16 protein-coding genes and 1 riboswitch are annotated in these 14,431 nt (G+C 62.1%); of the genes, 11 read left to right on the top strand and 5 right to left on the bottom strand.

Going from position 1 to position 14,431, the window contains the following annotated elements; genetic code table 11:
- The 3 genes from BUA69_RS20340 to BUA69_RS20330 form a co-directional block, all read left to right on the top strand.
- A partial coding sequence (locus BUA69_RS20340) for a transposase (protein WP_072866513.1) occupies positions 1-307 on the top strand: 307 nt, incomplete at its 5' end.
- Positions 308-851: 544 nt separating this feature from the next.
- Complete coding sequence (parC, locus tag BUA69_RS20335) at positions 852-3,098, top strand: DNA topoisomerase IV subunit A (RefSeq protein ID WP_046135635.1); 2,247 nt, start codon at positions 852-854, stop codon at positions 3,096-3,098.
- Positions 3,095-3,412 carry a Dabb family protein gene (locus tag BUA69_RS20330; RefSeq protein ID WP_046135634.1) on the top strand — a complete coding sequence of 106 codons (318 nt, stop codon included), beginning with the start codon at positions 3,095-3,097 and terminating at the stop codon, positions 3,410-3,412. The genes parC and BUA69_RS20330 overlap by 4 nt, the downstream gene beginning before the upstream one ends.
- Here BUA69_RS20330 and BUA69_RS20325 read toward each other — a convergent pair.
- The 4 genes from BUA69_RS20325 to hemB all read right to left on the bottom strand — a co-directional run bounded on the left by BUA69_RS20325 (position 3,409) and on the right by hemB (position 6,836).
- On the bottom strand, positions 3,409-4,401 hold the full coding sequence (locus tag BUA69_RS20325) for an endonuclease/exonuclease/phosphatase family protein (RefSeq protein WP_046135633.1): 993 nt from the start codon (positions 4,399-4,401) through the stop codon (positions 3,409-3,411). The two genes, BUA69_RS20330 and BUA69_RS20325, sit on opposite strands and share 4 nt — an antisense overlap.
- 24 nt (positions 4,402-4,425) lie before the next feature.
- Entirely contained in the window at positions 4,426-5,154 is a 729-nt protein-coding gene (locus BUA69_RS20320) for an arginyltransferase (protein WP_046135632.1), read from the bottom strand.
- Positions 5,155-5,213: 59 nt separating this feature from the next.
- A complete protein-coding gene (locus BUA69_RS20315) occupies positions 5,214-5,735 on the bottom strand; it encodes an RDD family protein (RefSeq protein ID WP_046135642.1) in 522 nt (173 codons plus the stop codon).
- Positions 5,736-5,822: 87 nt separating this feature from the next.
- Entirely contained in the window at positions 5,823-6,836 is a 1,014-nt protein-coding gene (gene hemB, locus BUA69_RS20310; RefSeq protein WP_201777465.1) for a porphobilinogen synthase, read from the bottom strand.
- Between the two features lie 204 nt (positions 6,837-7,040).
- On the opposite strand from hemB, the gene BUA69_RS20305 reads away from it, so the two are divergent.
- On the top strand, positions 7,041-7,430 hold the full coding sequence (locus BUA69_RS20305) for a DUF6163 family protein (RefSeq protein ID WP_046135631.1): 390 nt from the start codon (positions 7,041-7,043) through the stop codon (positions 7,428-7,430).
- A gap of 5 nt (positions 7,431-7,435) precedes the next feature.
- Here BUA69_RS20305 and BUA69_RS20300 read toward each other — a convergent pair whose 3' ends face one another.
- Entirely contained in the window at positions 7,436-8,149 is a 714-nt protein-coding gene (locus BUA69_RS20300) for an MmyB family transcriptional regulator (RefSeq protein ID WP_280136811.1), read from the bottom strand.
- A gap of 138 nt (positions 8,150-8,287) precedes the next feature.
- On the opposite strand from BUA69_RS20300, the gene BUA69_RS20295 reads away from it, so the two are divergent.
- From BUA69_RS20295 to ribD, 7 genes are all read left to right on the top strand, one after another.
- Positions 8,288-8,701 carry a hypothetical protein gene (locus BUA69_RS20295; protein ID WP_052950589.1) on the top strand — a complete coding sequence of 138 codons (414 nt, stop codon included), beginning with the start codon at positions 8,288-8,290 and terminating at the stop codon, positions 8,699-8,701.
- A 219-nt stretch (positions 8,702-8,920) separates the two neighbouring features.
- The gene (ldtR, locus tag BUA69_RS20290; protein ID WP_046135629.1) at positions 8,921-9,430 is read left to right on the top strand and encodes a transcriptional regulator LdtR; all 510 of its coding nucleotides are present in this window, start codon (positions 8,921-8,923) and stop codon (positions 9,428-9,430) included.
- 244 nt (positions 9,431-9,674) lie between these two features.
- Positions 9,675-10,934 carry a L,D-transpeptidase family protein gene (locus BUA69_RS20285; RefSeq protein WP_046135628.1) on the top strand — a complete coding sequence of 420 codons (1,260 nt, stop codon included), beginning with the start codon at positions 9,675-9,677 and terminating at the stop codon, positions 10,932-10,934.
- 97 nt (positions 10,935-11,031) lie between these two features.
- Positions 11,032-11,253, top strand: a complete 222-nt coding sequence (locus tag BUA69_RS20280) for a DUF6898 family protein (protein WP_046135627.1) — start codon at positions 11,032-11,034, stop codon at positions 11,251-11,253.
- A 49-nt stretch (positions 11,254-11,302) separates the two neighbouring features.
- Positions 11,303-11,385, top strand: a riboswitch (ZMP/ZTP riboswitch).
- A 120-nt stretch (positions 11,386-11,505) separates the two neighbouring features.
- Complete coding sequence (glyA, locus tag BUA69_RS20275) at positions 11,506-12,804, top strand: serine hydroxymethyltransferase (RefSeq protein ID WP_046135626.1); 1,299 nt, start codon at positions 11,506-11,508, stop codon at positions 12,802-12,804.
- A gap of 9 nt (positions 12,805-12,813) precedes the next feature.
- A complete protein-coding gene (gene nrdR, locus BUA69_RS20270; protein ID WP_046135625.1) occupies positions 12,814-13,296 on the top strand; it encodes a transcriptional regulator NrdR in 483 nt (160 codons plus the stop codon).
- Entirely contained in the window at positions 13,293-14,402 is a 1,110-nt protein-coding gene (gene ribD / locus BUA69_RS20265) for a bifunctional diaminohydroxyphosphoribosylaminopyrimidine deaminase/5-amino-6-(5-phosphoribosylamino)uracil reductase RibD (protein ID WP_046135624.1), read from the top strand. Before nrdR ends, ribD begins: the two co-directional genes overlap by 4 nt.
- Positions 14,403-14,431: the final 29 nt, after the last annotated feature.

The following is a 14,431-nucleotide window of genomic DNA, read 5'->3' as shown; positions in this document are numbered from 1 at the left end:
CATGCCCGAGCTTGGAAAGGTCTCCGCCAAGGTCGCTGCGGCCCTTCTGGGCGTGGCCCCCTATGCGCGCCAGTCCGGCGCTTCCGATCGCAATGGGCGATGCAGTGGCGGCCGAAAGCACCTGCGCGACATCGCCTACATGGCTGTGCTCAGCGCCATCAAGGTCAAGGATCCCGTGCTCGGCAGCTTCTACCAAAGGCTCCGGGCGCGCGGAAAACCCTTCAAGCTCGCCATGATCGCTACCGTCCGCAAACTCATAACAATCCTCAATGCCATCGCCAGATCTGACCCCGCATTCAATCCATGATGCCCACGGTTGCTTGACCCGTGGGCCACTCGCAACACGGCACGCGCTGATAGCGACCCACGGGTCAAGCCCGTGGGCAGCGCAGTGGTTGGAATGCAGGAGCGGCGATAGGACGACGCCCCTCCATAAACTTATCCCCGCCCCATCCCCACACCCCCATACTCACCCCACTACTGCCACGACAACTTGCGGGGCCGCGCGAAACGGTCCGTGGGGAGCAGATGGGAGAGGGGGGATTTCGCCTCCCCTTGGGTCCAGGCTTTGTGTGTCCGCCTAAGCTCAAAAGGTGGGTCCTTCGCTCGTTCCAGAAAACCCATGGCATGCGGCGAGGCGGTGTCTCGCATCTACAAAACTCATGAGGCCCGTCTCGCCGCATGTATCGCAGTCCATCAACCGCGGGCCAGCGGCGCTTGCGCTCGCCCGCCGGGCGGCGAAATGCGCTGAAACGCTGGGCAAAACCTCGTGAAACCGCCGCAAAACCTGCGCATTTGTCGCCGTCTGGGTATACTCCCTTCCTGATTCGTTCTCTGGGAAGCCCCAATACATGTCCGACGCCGAAATCCTCCCGCCAGCCGACGATCAGCGCATCGTTGATCTGCGCAAGGCGCTGGAAGAGCGGTATCTCTCCTATGCCCTCTCGACCATCACTCAGCGTGCGCTACCCGACGTGCGTGACGGCCTCAAGCCGGTCCACCGTCGCATCATTCATGCGATGCGCCTGCTCAAGCTCGATCCAAACCAGGGCTACAAGAAATCCGCTCGTATCGTCGGTGACGTGATCGGTAAGTTCCACCCGCATGGTGACCAGTCGATCTATGACGCGCTGGTCCGCCTCGCGCAGGATTTTGCGCTGCGCTATCCGCTGGTCGACGGGCAGGGCAATTTCGGCAATATCGACGGCGATAGCGCCGCGGCCATGCGATACACCGAATCGCGCATGACCGACGTGGCGACCCGTTTGCTCGAAGGCATTGGCGAGAACGCCATCGACTTCAAGCCGACCTATGACGGCGAAGACGAAGAACCCGTCGTCCTGCCCTCCAACTTCCCCAACCTGCTCGCCAATGGCTCCACCGGCATCGCCGTGGGCATGGCCACGTCGATCCCGCCCCATAACGTCGCCGAGCTGTGTGAAGCCGCGCTCCACCTGATCCATCATCCCGATGCGACGGCGCAGGAATTGCAGCACTTCGTGCCGGGCCCCGATTTCCCCACCGGCGGCATTCTGGTCGAAAGCGCCAGCAGCATTGCCCATTCCTATGCCACCGGCCGCGGCTCGTTCCGCCTGCGTGCCAAGTGGGAGATCGAGGAAAGCGCTCGCGGCGTCTATCTGATCGTCGTCACCGAAATCCCCTATGCCGTGCAGAAGTCGCGCCTCGTCGAAAAGATCGCCGAGCTGCTGCTGGCCAAGAAGCTGCCGCTGCTCAAGGACGTCCGCGACGAAAGCTCCGACGATATCCGTCTGGTGCTGGAGCCGCGCGCCCGCACCGTCGATGCGGTGATCCTGATGGAGCAGCTGTTCAAGACGACCGATCTTGAAACCCGTTTCCCGCTCAATCTCAACGTGCTCGACAAGGGCGCCATCCCCAAGGTCATGTCGCTGGGTCAGGCGATCCGGGCCTGGCTTGAGCACCGCAAGGAAGTCCTGGTCCGCCGCAGCAATTACCGGCTCGGCCAGATCGCCCACCGCCTCGAAGTGCTGGGCGGCTACATCATCGCCTATCTCAACCTCGATGAGGTGATCCGCATCATCCGCGAGGAGGACGATGCCAAGGCCGAGCTGATGGCCACCTTCGAGCTGTCCGATGTGCAGGCCGAAGCCATCCTCAATATGCGCCTGCGCTCCCTGCGCAAGCTCGAGGAACTGGAGCTCCGCAAGGAACATGCCAGCCTCACCGACGAGAAGGGGCATATCGAGGCGCTGCTTGCCTCCGATAAGCGCCAGTGGGGCGCCATCGCCACCGAAATCGGCGATCTCAAGACCGTCTATGGCAAGGATACCGCGCTGGGGGCGCGCCGTACCCTCCTTGCGGACGCACCCAAGGCCGATCTGGCCGAGGTCACCGAAGCCTTTATCGAGCGCGAGCCGATCACCGTCATCCTGTCGGAAAAAGGCTGGATCCGCGCGCTCAAGGGCCACACCACCGAGATCGACGAAAAGGGCTTCAAGGCCGGTGATCGCCTCAAGCTCACCTTCAAGGCCGAGACCACCGATAAGCTGCTGATGCTCACCACCGGTGGCAAGGTCTATACGCTGGGTGGCGACAAGCTGCCGGGCGGCCGCGGGCAGGGCGAACCGGTCCGCATCATGGTCGATATCGAGGAAGGTCAGGATATCGTCGATATCTTCATCTACCGCCCCGGCGCCAAGCGCATCATCGCGTCCTCGTCCGGTTACGGCTTCATCGTCGGTGAAGACGAGATGATCGCCAATACCCGCAAGGGCAAGCAGATCCTCAATGTCGGCGCCCCCGACGAGGCCAAGCTGCTGGTGCCCTGCGTCGGCGACCGCGTTGCCGTCATTGGCGAAAACCGCAAGATGATCGTCTTCCCGCTGACCCAGCTTGCTGAAATGAGCCGTGGCAAGGGCGTCCGCCTGCAGCGCTACAAGGATGGCGGCATTTCCGATCTCAAAACCTTCTACGCTGCCGATGGCCTGACCTGGACCGATAGCTCGGGCCGCACCTTCACCAAGCCGATGGAAGACCTGACCGAGTGGATCAGCGACCGCGCTTCGGCCGGCCGACAGCCGCCCAACGGTTTCCCGCGCAACAACAAGTTCACCGGATGATCCGTCACTGCGTTTTCGTCAAGTTCCGATCCGATGTCGACGCCGCCGAGCGCGCCGCCATCTATGCCGGGCTCAAGGCATTGGTCGGCCGGATCGATGGCCTGCTGTCAGCCGATTTCGGCCCCAACATCTCGCCGGAAGGGCAGAACAAGGGTTTTGACGACGGCTTCATCATGGACCTGGTCGATGCGGCGGCGCGCGACCGCTACCTCGTCGATCCCGCCCACCAGGCCGCTGGCGCCCGTCTCGTGGCTGCCCTCGAGGGCGGAGTGGCAGGACTCATGGTTTTCGACATGGACGTGCCGAGCGCCTAGTCGACACTGAAGTCGATCACCACCGGCAGGTGGTCGCTGGCGGTACGCGTGCCGGTCCGCACATCATGCACCACGATGCCGCCACGCGTCATCACATGATCCAGCGGCAGGAAGGGCAGGGTATCCCGCCAGGCCCGGAAGTAGAACCAGCGCATCGGATAGGTCGCCAGGTTCACCGTCTGCCGGATCAGCCCCGCGTCCTCGACGAAATTACGCAACGCGTAGGACCAGGGCGTCGAGTTGAAGTCCCCGGCCAGGATCACCGGGCCCTCGATGGAATCCACCACGCCCCGCACTGCGTCAAGCTGCTGGCGTTGCCGCGCCACCGGCAGCGGCCAGTCCATATGCGTCGTCATCACCGAAAAGGACTTATCCTCCTCCGTGCTGAACCGTGCCAGGATATGGGCTGTCCGCTCGGTCACATAGGCATTGTCCGGGCAGGCACCGTCCTCGAACTGCTCGAAGGGAATGCGCGAATACGGCCCCAGATTGGCCCGCTTGCCGCCCTTGCAGCGCACACAATAGGGATAGCGCTGGATCAACAGCGGATGCAGCGCGCTCGCCTGTTCTCCGAAATACTCCTGCAGGACGATGATGTCCGGGTCCTCGCCGAGGATCGCCGCGCTCACCTTTTCCATCTCGTAGTTCATACCGAAGATGTTGTGCGTCATCAGTCGGATCACCTGCCGCCCGCTCTCGGGGGCCGGCCGCGCCGAACCCGCGTTGACGAATTCAGGCACCATGATACTGGCCGATGCCAACAGGCCCAATGCCACGAACCCGCCCACGGCAAGGCGCCAGCGGTCACGCAGCAACAGCAGCACCAGCACGAAGCCGATGACTGTCGCGGGAAACAGCAGCGCCTGCGCATGGTTCAACAGGTCGAGTTCTGGAACCATGAAGCCGAAAAACGCCAGCATGGCCAGGAATGCAGCGCCAAGCGCGCCAAACGCCACAGCGAGGCGCACCAGCTTCAAAAGCAGAGACATGGAAAGTCCGGAAAGAGAATCAGGTCAGTCGAGCGGGCACCAGCCAAGCGGGCCCTTCTGGACTTCGAGCGGCCGGTACTCCGCCTTGTAGGCCATCTTGGGCGAATCTTTGACCCAGTAGCCCAGATACACATATCCCAGCCCCGCCGAGCGGACCTGCTGGATGTGGTCGAGAATCAGGAAGGTGCCGAGACTGCGATGCGCCAGGTCCGGGTCATAGAAGCTGTAGACCATCGACAGCCCATCGGGCATTACGTCGGTCAGCGCCACTGCCACCAGCGGCTCGCCCGGATGGTCGCGCAGCCGGTACTCCACCAGTACCGATTGCACCGGCGTATCTTCGACCATGTATTCGTAATCGAGGAAACTCATCTGGTTCATGCCACCGCCCGAGTGGCGCGCTTCCAGGTAGCGCTTGAACAGATCGTATTGTTCGCTGGTCGCCGCAGGGGCCTTTACGTCGACCGAGAGATCGTCATTCTTGGCCGCTACCCGGCGGAAACGGCCGGACGGTGCGAACTCGGCCGCAACGATACGCACCGATTGGCAGGCATTGCAGCCTTCGCAGGCCGGTCGATAAATCAGGTTCTGACTGCGGCGAAAGCCATTCTCGCTCAACAGATGATGCAGACTCGATGCCCGTCGCCCCGTCAGGTGCGTAAACAGTTTCCGTTCCTGCCGCCCCGGCAGATAGGGGCAGGGCATTGCAGCGGTCAGAAATAGCTGCGTGGTTTCCGGTGTCTGGTCGGTCATCGGAGGCTCATAAATGGCATCCGGACAGTGTAGTCCTGCGCCGCTCTGCTCGCAACGCCTCAATACGAGGAAGAATAGGCTCCGCTGCGGGCCGCTTGCCAATGGCGGATCATTGGCGAGCGACGCACCATCATCGTGCCCATCACCAGATCGTGGATCATCTGCCGGCGCGGCGTGAACAGCGCGAACAGCAGCGATACCGGCCAGGAGATCCAGAATGTCAGCCAGAACAGCGCCGCATGCAGGAATGCCATCCAGCCGTCCAGCGGATACCCGCGGGTTGGGGTCAGGACGATATCCATCATCTGCATGCCAATGGTGGCGCGGCGCGACGAGCCCAGCGTGGCTGCATAATAGATTACGATAGCGGCGGGAACGACAATGGCCAGCGCTACCCAGGCCAGGCCGAAGGTCAGGAACCCGGCAATCAAGCCAACAATGCTCAGCCCCACCACGATGGCGCCCATGATCACCAGGTCGATGACATAGGCCGTCACACGGCGCGTCAGCAGCCCCTCGAACAGCTCGGGAGCAGTCGAAGGATCGGGCAGGGCGGGGCGGGCATTCTGGGTATCGTTCATATGCATCACATTGTTATCCGTGCCCGGCGCTGCAAGAGCGCAAGGCACAGAAATGTAACCCCGGGCAGCAGAAGCGAAGCTGTTCGGTTACCGACCGAGATCGCGCGCCACTTCCAGCGCAAAATAGGTCAACACGCCATTGGCGCCAGCCCGCTTGAAGGCATAGAGGCTTTCCAGGATCGAGCCCTTGCGGTCGATCGCCCCAGCCGCCGCCGCCATCTCGATCATCGCGAACTCGCCACTCACCTGATAGGCGTAGATCGGGATGTTGAAATTGTCCTTGGCCCGCCGCACGATATCCAGATAGGGCAGGCCGGGCTTGACCATGACGCTGTCGGCGCCCTCGGCAATGTCCTGCTCGATTTCGCGCATCGCCTCGTCGGAATTGGCGTGGTCCATCTGATAGGTGCGCTTGTCGCCCTTGAGCCGCGCGCCCGTGCCCACTGCCTCGCGGAATGGCCCATAGAAAAACGAGGCATACTTGGCCGCATAGGCCATGATCTGCTTCTGCTCGAAACCGCCATCGTCCAGCGCCTCGCGGATCGCCGCCACGCGGCCGTCCATCATGTCGGACGGCGCAATGATGTCGGCGCCGGCCTTGGCCTGCACCAGCGCCGAACGCACCATAACCGCTACGGTCTCGTCATTGAGAATCTCGCCATCGCGCACCAGCCCGTCCTGGCCATCGCTCGAATATTCATCCAGCGCCACGTCGGCGATAAGCCCGATTTCCGGCACCGCGCTCTTGATAGCCGAAAGGGCGCGGCACATCAGGTTGTCTGGGTTATAGGCCTCGGCGCCGTTTTCGCTGCGCAGATGGTCGGGCGTATTGGGAAACAGCGCCAGCGCCGGAATGCCGGCATCGCGCGCCGCCTTGGCCGCCTCGACGCACAGGTCGACGCTCAGCCGCTCGACACCCGGCATGGTGCGAATCTGGGTCTTTTCGTTGTGCCCTTCGATGACGAAGAGCGGCCAGATCAGGTCCGATGGGGTCAGCACGGTCTCGCGAACCATGGCGCGGCTCCAGGCCGTCTGCCGGGCCCGGCGCAACCGCCGCCCGCCCAGGAACTCCATGTCGTGCTTGTTCCACTGCTCGGCCATGCTGCGTCTCCTAAAATGCTGGCCCTCAATATCAGCCACCGGCAATCACTCCAAGCTCCCGCTTGTCGCACGCGCAAGCCCTTGCTTGTCGCCCCTGCGCAAGCCCTTGCTTGTCGCCCCTGCGCAAGCCCTTGCTTGTCGCCCTGCGCAAGCCCTTGCTTGTCGTGGCTTGTCGCGCCGTAACTGTGGGTCTAGAAATCGCGCATGGATTTCAACGCTCAGCCAATCGGCATCTATATCCGCATCGTTGCCATCATCAGCCTGCTGCTCGGGCTCAACGATGCGGCGCGCCTGCTTGGCGTTCAGCTCGGCTCCGTCAGCCCGATCACCACCATGGGCATGACCGGCTTCGTCTATCTGGCCATCTTCGCCCTGACGCGCCTGTTCGCGGCTGTCGGCCTGTGGATCAAGGCCAGCTGGGGGGCGGTACTGCTCGTCGGCGCGACCGGCATCGAGTTGCTCCTCTATCTGCTCGGCAATCCCGATGTGCAGATGAGCGCCTTCGGCTTCGCCGTGCGGCTGGTTCTGCTCGCCTCGATTCTCATCATCTTCGTGCTCGGTATTCGCCTCAATCGCGCCCAGGCCAGCGACTGATCCGTCTATGCCGGGTGAAACTGCTCGATGGTGATTTCCTCGGCCAGCACGTCCTGCGGGGCACCAAAGCTGGTCACGGTGGTAAACCAGCGGGTCTCCTCGCCTCCATTGTTGAACACCAACGGCAACAACACCGTCCCGGACTTCGGTCTGGCCGTCAGGCCATCCGCGCCCGGTTGCCGCAGTGCCCGCCGCATCACCACTCCAATCGCCGATTGCGGTCCACGCATTCGCACGCCCTCGCGCATCCGGTGCATCAGGTAGCCGGCAATCTCGTCCCAATTGCCGATCGCGGCCCGCACCGGCCCCGCTATGAACACCAGATCCACCAGATTGAGCTGCTCCGGCACGCCGGTACCGTCGCCCAACAGTGCCATCGCCGCCGCATTGGCTTCCAGCACATTGAGCGCCGCATCCAGCACCATCGCCGGGTAGGGCGCATGCCCCGCCAAGATCATCCCCGCAGCTCGGCGGATCTCCGTCATCTGTGGCGAGTTCCAGTCGCTGTCGCCGAATTGCGGCGCAAACCCCGCCGCCACCAGCAAGCCATTGCGCTCCCGCAACGGCATGGCCAGCGCCTCGGCCAGCCGCAACACCATCTCGGCACTCGGCCGCGCCCGTCCGCTTTCCAGAAACGAGACATGCCGCCCCGACACATCGGCGCTCAGCGCCAGGTCCAACTGACTCATGCCGCGCAGGCTCCGCCACTCTCTCAGCATCGCTCCAACCATTACCGCCCCCGTTTTCCCGAGCCTGCCGCAGCACCTGCTGCTTTGCACTTACCTCCAAGGTAATTGAAACCATGACCTCCCGGCGACAACCTTCAATCATCAAAACCCGAAACCGGAGTGTTACTGATGACTGTTCTCGCTCAATCCGCCGCCCGCCTTGGCCCGCGCTTCGTCTATTGGCTCGATGGCACCGTCTCGTTTGTGATGGGCGTCGGGGTCGCATTGCTCGCAATGCCCCTCACCGCCATGGTCGGCTGGCCCCTGCCGGCGGAGTTCTTGCTGGCCATCGGCTTGGTCCTGCTCCCTTGGGCCGCATTCAACATCTGGACTGCCCGCGCCCCGCGCTTGCCTCGGCCTGCCTATGCCCTGCATCTGTTCGTCGATATCAGCTGGGTGATCGGCAGCGCCGCGCTACTGCTGATCTATGGCTTCACCATGAGTCTGTTCGGCCTGGTCTTTATCGCCGGCCAGGGACTGGCCGTTGCCGGTGTCCTGCTGCTCAAGCTGGTGGGCGCCCGCGCCATGCTATCTCGCGCCTGATACAAGCCCGGGGATGGCGGCTTACCCACGCTATCCCCGTTCACACCCCGTTTAGGTTACAATTGTCTGACCTGGTGTAACCAATCGTAAAGCCAAATTCCCGAACTTTTTCAGTAAGATAGTTTTAAGCGTGCGGCTTAGGGCGATCTTAGGTGGGGGGCCGTAGTTTGGCCTCATGAGATGCGAAAAATCGCACAGACTGAAAACAGTGAGGCACAAATGGCAATCAAATCTAACGCAGCCGAGGCAATGGTCCCGGAACGTTCCCAGAGCCTGAAGCCGCTCTACCTCGAAGCCGTTTCGCGGGTCGAGCGTCTGCATCGTCGGCTGCTCGATCTCATCAAGGACGAGTTCGACCGCATGGGCTGGGATGACATCAACCCGGTTCAGGCCCTGCTGATGTTCAACATCGGCGATGCGGAACTGACCGCCGGCGAGCTGCGCTCGCGCGGTTACTACCTCGGCTCGAACGTCTCCTACAATCTCAAGAAGCTGGTCGAGACCGGCTATATCTTCCAGGAGCGCTCCCGCACCGATCGCCGCTCGGTCCGCATCAAGCTGACACCGAAGGGCGAGGAAGTCGCTGAAGTGATCGACGAGCTTTATGACCGTCACCTCAAGTCCATCGACAAGGTCGGCGGCCTGGGCGACGATGAATTCGACGGCCTCAACAAGGCGCTGGCCCGCCTCGAGCGCTTCTGGGTCGATCAGATCCTCTACAAGCTGTAAGCAAGCAAGGCCCGCAACGCCTGTTGCGCCTGTGCCACACAGAACAGCAAACGCCGGCCTTTGGGTCGGCGTTTCTTATTTGCGCCGTAAAGTGGCGTATTTGACTGCTGTTGTGTGGTTTGAAACCATTTCCCGCGTATAGTTTCCAGAGTCTAAAAGTTCACATCGGTTTGACCACGTTGTGGGCTGCGGGACGCGATGGTAAAAACCGGCCCACTGGCGGCTAGGTATTTCGGGTGAATCAATGCGGCTGAATCGACGTACTCTCCTCAGTTCAATGGCCATGGTCGGCGTGTCGGCGGCTCTGCCGTCAGTGGCTCGCGCCCAGGAAGGCGAAAGCATTTTCGATATGTTCGCGCGCAATCGCGTGCTGCGTGATGCTGACCGGGGCGGCAACACTGCTGCGGCCGAGGCGTTGATTGCGACTAACGAGCCGATCCTGTCCTTCGATACCGCCCACAATCTCCAATTGGCGATTTCCCAGTACGAACCCTTCGTGGCCGCCGGCGGCTGGGAAGAGGTGCCGCAGGAAATCTACGGCCTGGTCCTCGGCAATAACCGCAGGTCGGTGATTGCCCTCAAGCGCCGCCTGATGTCTTCGGGCGATATGCCCGTCGTGGAGCGCGCCAATGACCTGTTCGATGAAGCCACCGACCGCGGCGTCCGCACCTTCCAGGCTCGTCACGGCCTGATCGTCAACGGCCAGGTCGATGAGCCGACCTGGTACGCCATGGCGGTCCCGGCGCAGAACCGCCTCGGTCAGCTCTATCTCAATTTCCAGCGCGTCCAGGCCATTGCGGCCAAGCTTTCGGATCGCTACGTGGTGGTCAATATTCCCGCTGCAACCATCGAGGCCGTTGAAGGTGGTATGGTGGCCCAGCGCCACACCGCCGTCGTTGGCCGTGTTGAACGCGCTACCCCGATCCTGGCAAGCAAGATCCACCAGATCAATTTCAATCCTTACTGGCATGTGCCCAAGTCGATCATCCGCGCCGATTTGACGAAATACATGCAGGAAGATCCGGAATACCTGACCAAGTTCCGCATCCATATCTATGACGGCAAGGGCAACGAAATCTCACCGACCCAGATCGATTGGACCACGGACGAGGCGGTCAACTATATGTTCCGTCAGGAGCCCGGTGCCGAAAACTCCATGGGCCATTGCAAGATCAACTTCCATAACCCGCACGACGTGTATCTCCACGATACCCCGTCCAAGGCACTGTTCGGTGAAAATGCCCGCTTCCATTCGTCGGGCTGCGTGCGCGTCGATGGCGTCAACCAGCTGGTCAATTGGGTGTTGCGCGACAATAAGGACTGGGATCAGGGCCGCGTCGACGCGACGTTTGCCTCCAATGAGCGCCTTGACGTTTCGGTCAAAACCCCTGTGCCGATCCACACCACCTACATCACGGCCTGGGCCAACAAGCAGGGCACCGTCAGCTTCCGCGACGACGTCTATCAGTTCGACTCCCAGGGCAAGATCAGCTTCGACGCCTGATGTCTCAGACAGTCCCGGCCGGCGCCCTCCCATTGTGGAGGGCGTTCGCATTTCTGGGGAATCTCGTTATCCTTCCGGCAGAGCAGGGGCCCCGCACATGACCGAATCCCAGATCTTTTTCGAGTTTGTGCAGGTCGGCCAGCAAATGCGTGTCGCCGCCATCGATAGCGCCACCGGCGTCGAGGTCATCGTCATCACCCCGATATCGGCCAATCGCATCCAGATGCAGCAACTGGCCCTGGCCAAACTGCGCCGCAAGCTGGGTGAGGAGACGGCTGCTCCCGTCGTCCGTGCCGTTACGCCGGGCAAGTTTGCCTGAGCTGCGACATGCTTCCTCTTTCCCTTCGGCGCGTTCTGCGACATAAGAGAAGTGTTCGCGCGACTGGCGAGAAGAGATGGTGAACCATCGGGGAACGCGAACCTTGTAATGCCGCTCGCCTGGGCACCCATTCACAACCAGGGGAGCCCCCATGAGTCCATGTCATTTTTCACAGCCTTGGAATCGCATGTCGCGACGTGATAAGGCCACAGCCATGCCGATCAGTTTCATCTCTCGCGAGGTAACCGTCCGATGAGCGCTGCCCAGTCCCTTCCGCTCTTTCCGAATTTCTTCAGCGCGTCGCTGGCCGAGAGCGATCCCGAAATCGCTGGCGCGATCAAAAATGAGCTGGGTCGCCAGCAGCATGAGATCGAGCTGATCGCCTCCGAGAATATCGTCTCGCGCGCCGTGCTTGAAGCGCAGGGCTCGATCATGACCAACAAGTACGCTGAAGGTTATCCGGGCAAGCGCTACTATGGTGGTTGCGAGTTTGTCGACGTTGCCGAAACGCTGGCCATCGAACGCGCCAAGCAATTGTTCGGCGTTGAATTCGCCAACGTGCAGCCAAACTCCGGCTCGCAGGCCAATCAGGGTGTTTATCAGGCGCTGGTTCAGCCCGGCGACACCATCCTCGGCATGTCGCTCGATGCCGGCGGTCACCTGACCCACGGCGCGAGGCCAAACCAGTCCGGTAAATGGTTCAACGCCATTCAGTACGGCCTGCGTAAGCAGGACGGCCGCGTCGACATGGATCAGGTTCGCCAGCTCGCTCGCGAACATAAGCCCAAGCTGATCGTTGCCGGTTTCTCGGCCTATTCGCGCTTCATGGACTGGGCCGAGTTCCGTGCCATCGCCGATGAAGTCGGCGCGCTGCTGTTTGTCGATATGGCCCATGTGGCCGGGCTCGTTGCGGGCGGTGTCTATCCCAGCCCGTTCCCGCATGCCCATGTCGCCACAACCACCACCCACAAGACCCTGCGCGGCCCGCGCGGCGGCCTGATTCTGACCAATGACGAGGCCATCGCCAAGAAGATCAATTCGGCGATCTTCCCTGGCATCCAGGGCGGACCGCTGATGCATGTCATTGCCGCCAAGGCCGTGGCCTTCAAGGAAGCGCTGCAGCCCGAGTTCAAGGCTTATGCCCAGCAGGTCGTCGCCAATGCTCACATTCTGGCGGAAACGCTGGTTAAGGGCGGCGTTGATATTGTCAGCGGCGGCACCGATAACCATTTGATGCTCGTCGATCTGCGCCCCAAGGGACTGACCGGCAAGGCCACCGAAAAGGCACTGGAACGTGCCGGCATCACCTGCAACAAGAATGCGGTGCCGTTCGATCCGGAAAAGCCGGCGATCACTTCGGGTATCCGTCTGGGCACTCCGGCGGCTACCGCTCGCGGCTTCGGCGAAGCCGAATTCAAGCTGGTTGGTGAACTGATCATCGAAGTGCTCGATGGTCTGGCGGCCAATGGCGAAGACAACAATGGCGCTGTCGAAGCGCAGGTCGCGGTCAAGGTTCGTGAACTCACGAACCGTTTCCCGATCTATCAGTAAGGGTTTTCAATGCGCTGTCCCTATTGCGGAAACGACGATACGCAGGTCAAGGACAGCCGCCCGACCGAGGATTCCGGCGCCATCCGGCGCCGGCGAATCTGCAATGGTTGCGGCGGACGCTTCACCACCTTCGAGCGCGTGCAATTGCGCGATCTCACCGTGGTCAAGAAGTCCGGCCGCAAGGTGCCGTTCGATCGTGAAAAGCTGGCGCGCTCGGTTTACACCGCGCTGCGCAAGCGCTCGGTCGAGCCCGAGCGCATCGAGCGCATGATCTCCGGCATCGTCCGCCAGCTGGAAAGCCTGGGCGATGTCGAAGTCACCTCCGATCAGATCGGCGAATATGTCATGGACGGCCTCAAGGGCCTCGATGACGTGGCCTTTGTCCGCTTTGCCTCGGTTTACAAGAATTTCTCCGCTGCCGACGATTTCCGCTCGTTCCTTGCCGAGCTGGCAAACGGCGGCAAGGATACAATCCAAGCAGACGACGATTGAACCAGCCCACCGCTGAGGACGTGCGGTGGCTCGATGCCGCCGTCCGCTTTGCTTCGCCCTATCTCGGCACCACTGCTGACAATCCTGCCGTCGCCGCCCTGGTAGTTGACCCCATCGATCAGATGTTGATCGCGCGCGCTGTCACCGCCAGGGGCGGGCGGCCCCATGCCGAATACCTGGCGTTGGAGGCTGCGGGCTATGACGCGGGCGGCAGGACGCTCTATGTGACGCTCGAACCCTGCCACCATTGGGGCCGCACGCCGCCCTGCGTTGACGCGGTGATCCGCTCGGGCATCATGCGCGTCGTCATCGGAACCGGGGACCCCGATCCCCGTACCGCTGGCGAGAGCATCAAGCGCCTGGAATCAGCGGGCGTCGAAGTCATCCTGGCCAATCACGAGCCATCGCGCCGCCATCATGCCGGCCACGCCATGCGCCAGCGGGCAGGGCGCCCCTTCGTTACCGTCAAGCTCGCTGTCTCGGCCGATGGCATGATCGGTCGCCCCGATATTGGCAATGTTGCCATTACTGGTGAGCCCGCCCGGCAGTGGACCCATATGCAGCGCGCGTTTGCCGATGCGGTGATGATCGGCGGTGCAACCGCCAGGCTCGATGATCCGCAGCTCACCGTCCGCATCCCCGGCATGGAACAGCGCACGCCCCTGCGCGTCATCCTTGCCGGCGCTGACGGCATTGGCCGCGATGTGAATCTGATTGGTGGCTTTACCGGCTATCGCACTGCAATCATTGCCGAAACTGCCGCCCCCGTTGACGCTCCTGTTTCCGTCGAAGTGATCCGTGTAGCCGGTGAGGACGGACGTCCCGATCTTGTCGCTGCGCTGCAAGCGCTCGGCACCAAGGGCATCCAGAACCTTTTGGTCGAGCCCGGGGCGCGTCTCGCCGATGCACTGCTCACCGCCAATCTGGTCGATCGCTTTGCCTTGCTGACCAGCCCGGTCGTCATCGGTCTTGCGGGGCTGCAGGCCAGTGCCGATGGCCCCATCACCGACTGGCTCGATGCCGCCGGTCTCATCGAGGTTGACCATCAGCCCCTGGGCGAGGATATGGTCACTCTTTACGAACGCACCGAACCTGTTTTCGACTAGCATCGCCGGCCCGCCCAGCCCGCCTATTG

Origin of the sequence: Devosia limi DSM 17137, from assembly GCF_900128975.1 — a bacterium.
GTDB classification, from domain to species: Bacteria; Pseudomonadota; Alphaproteobacteria; order Rhizobiales; family Devosiaceae; genus Devosia; species Devosia limi.
The sequence above is the reverse complement of the archived record's forward strand: the minus strand, read 5'-3'. Positions and strand labels throughout refer to the sequence as shown.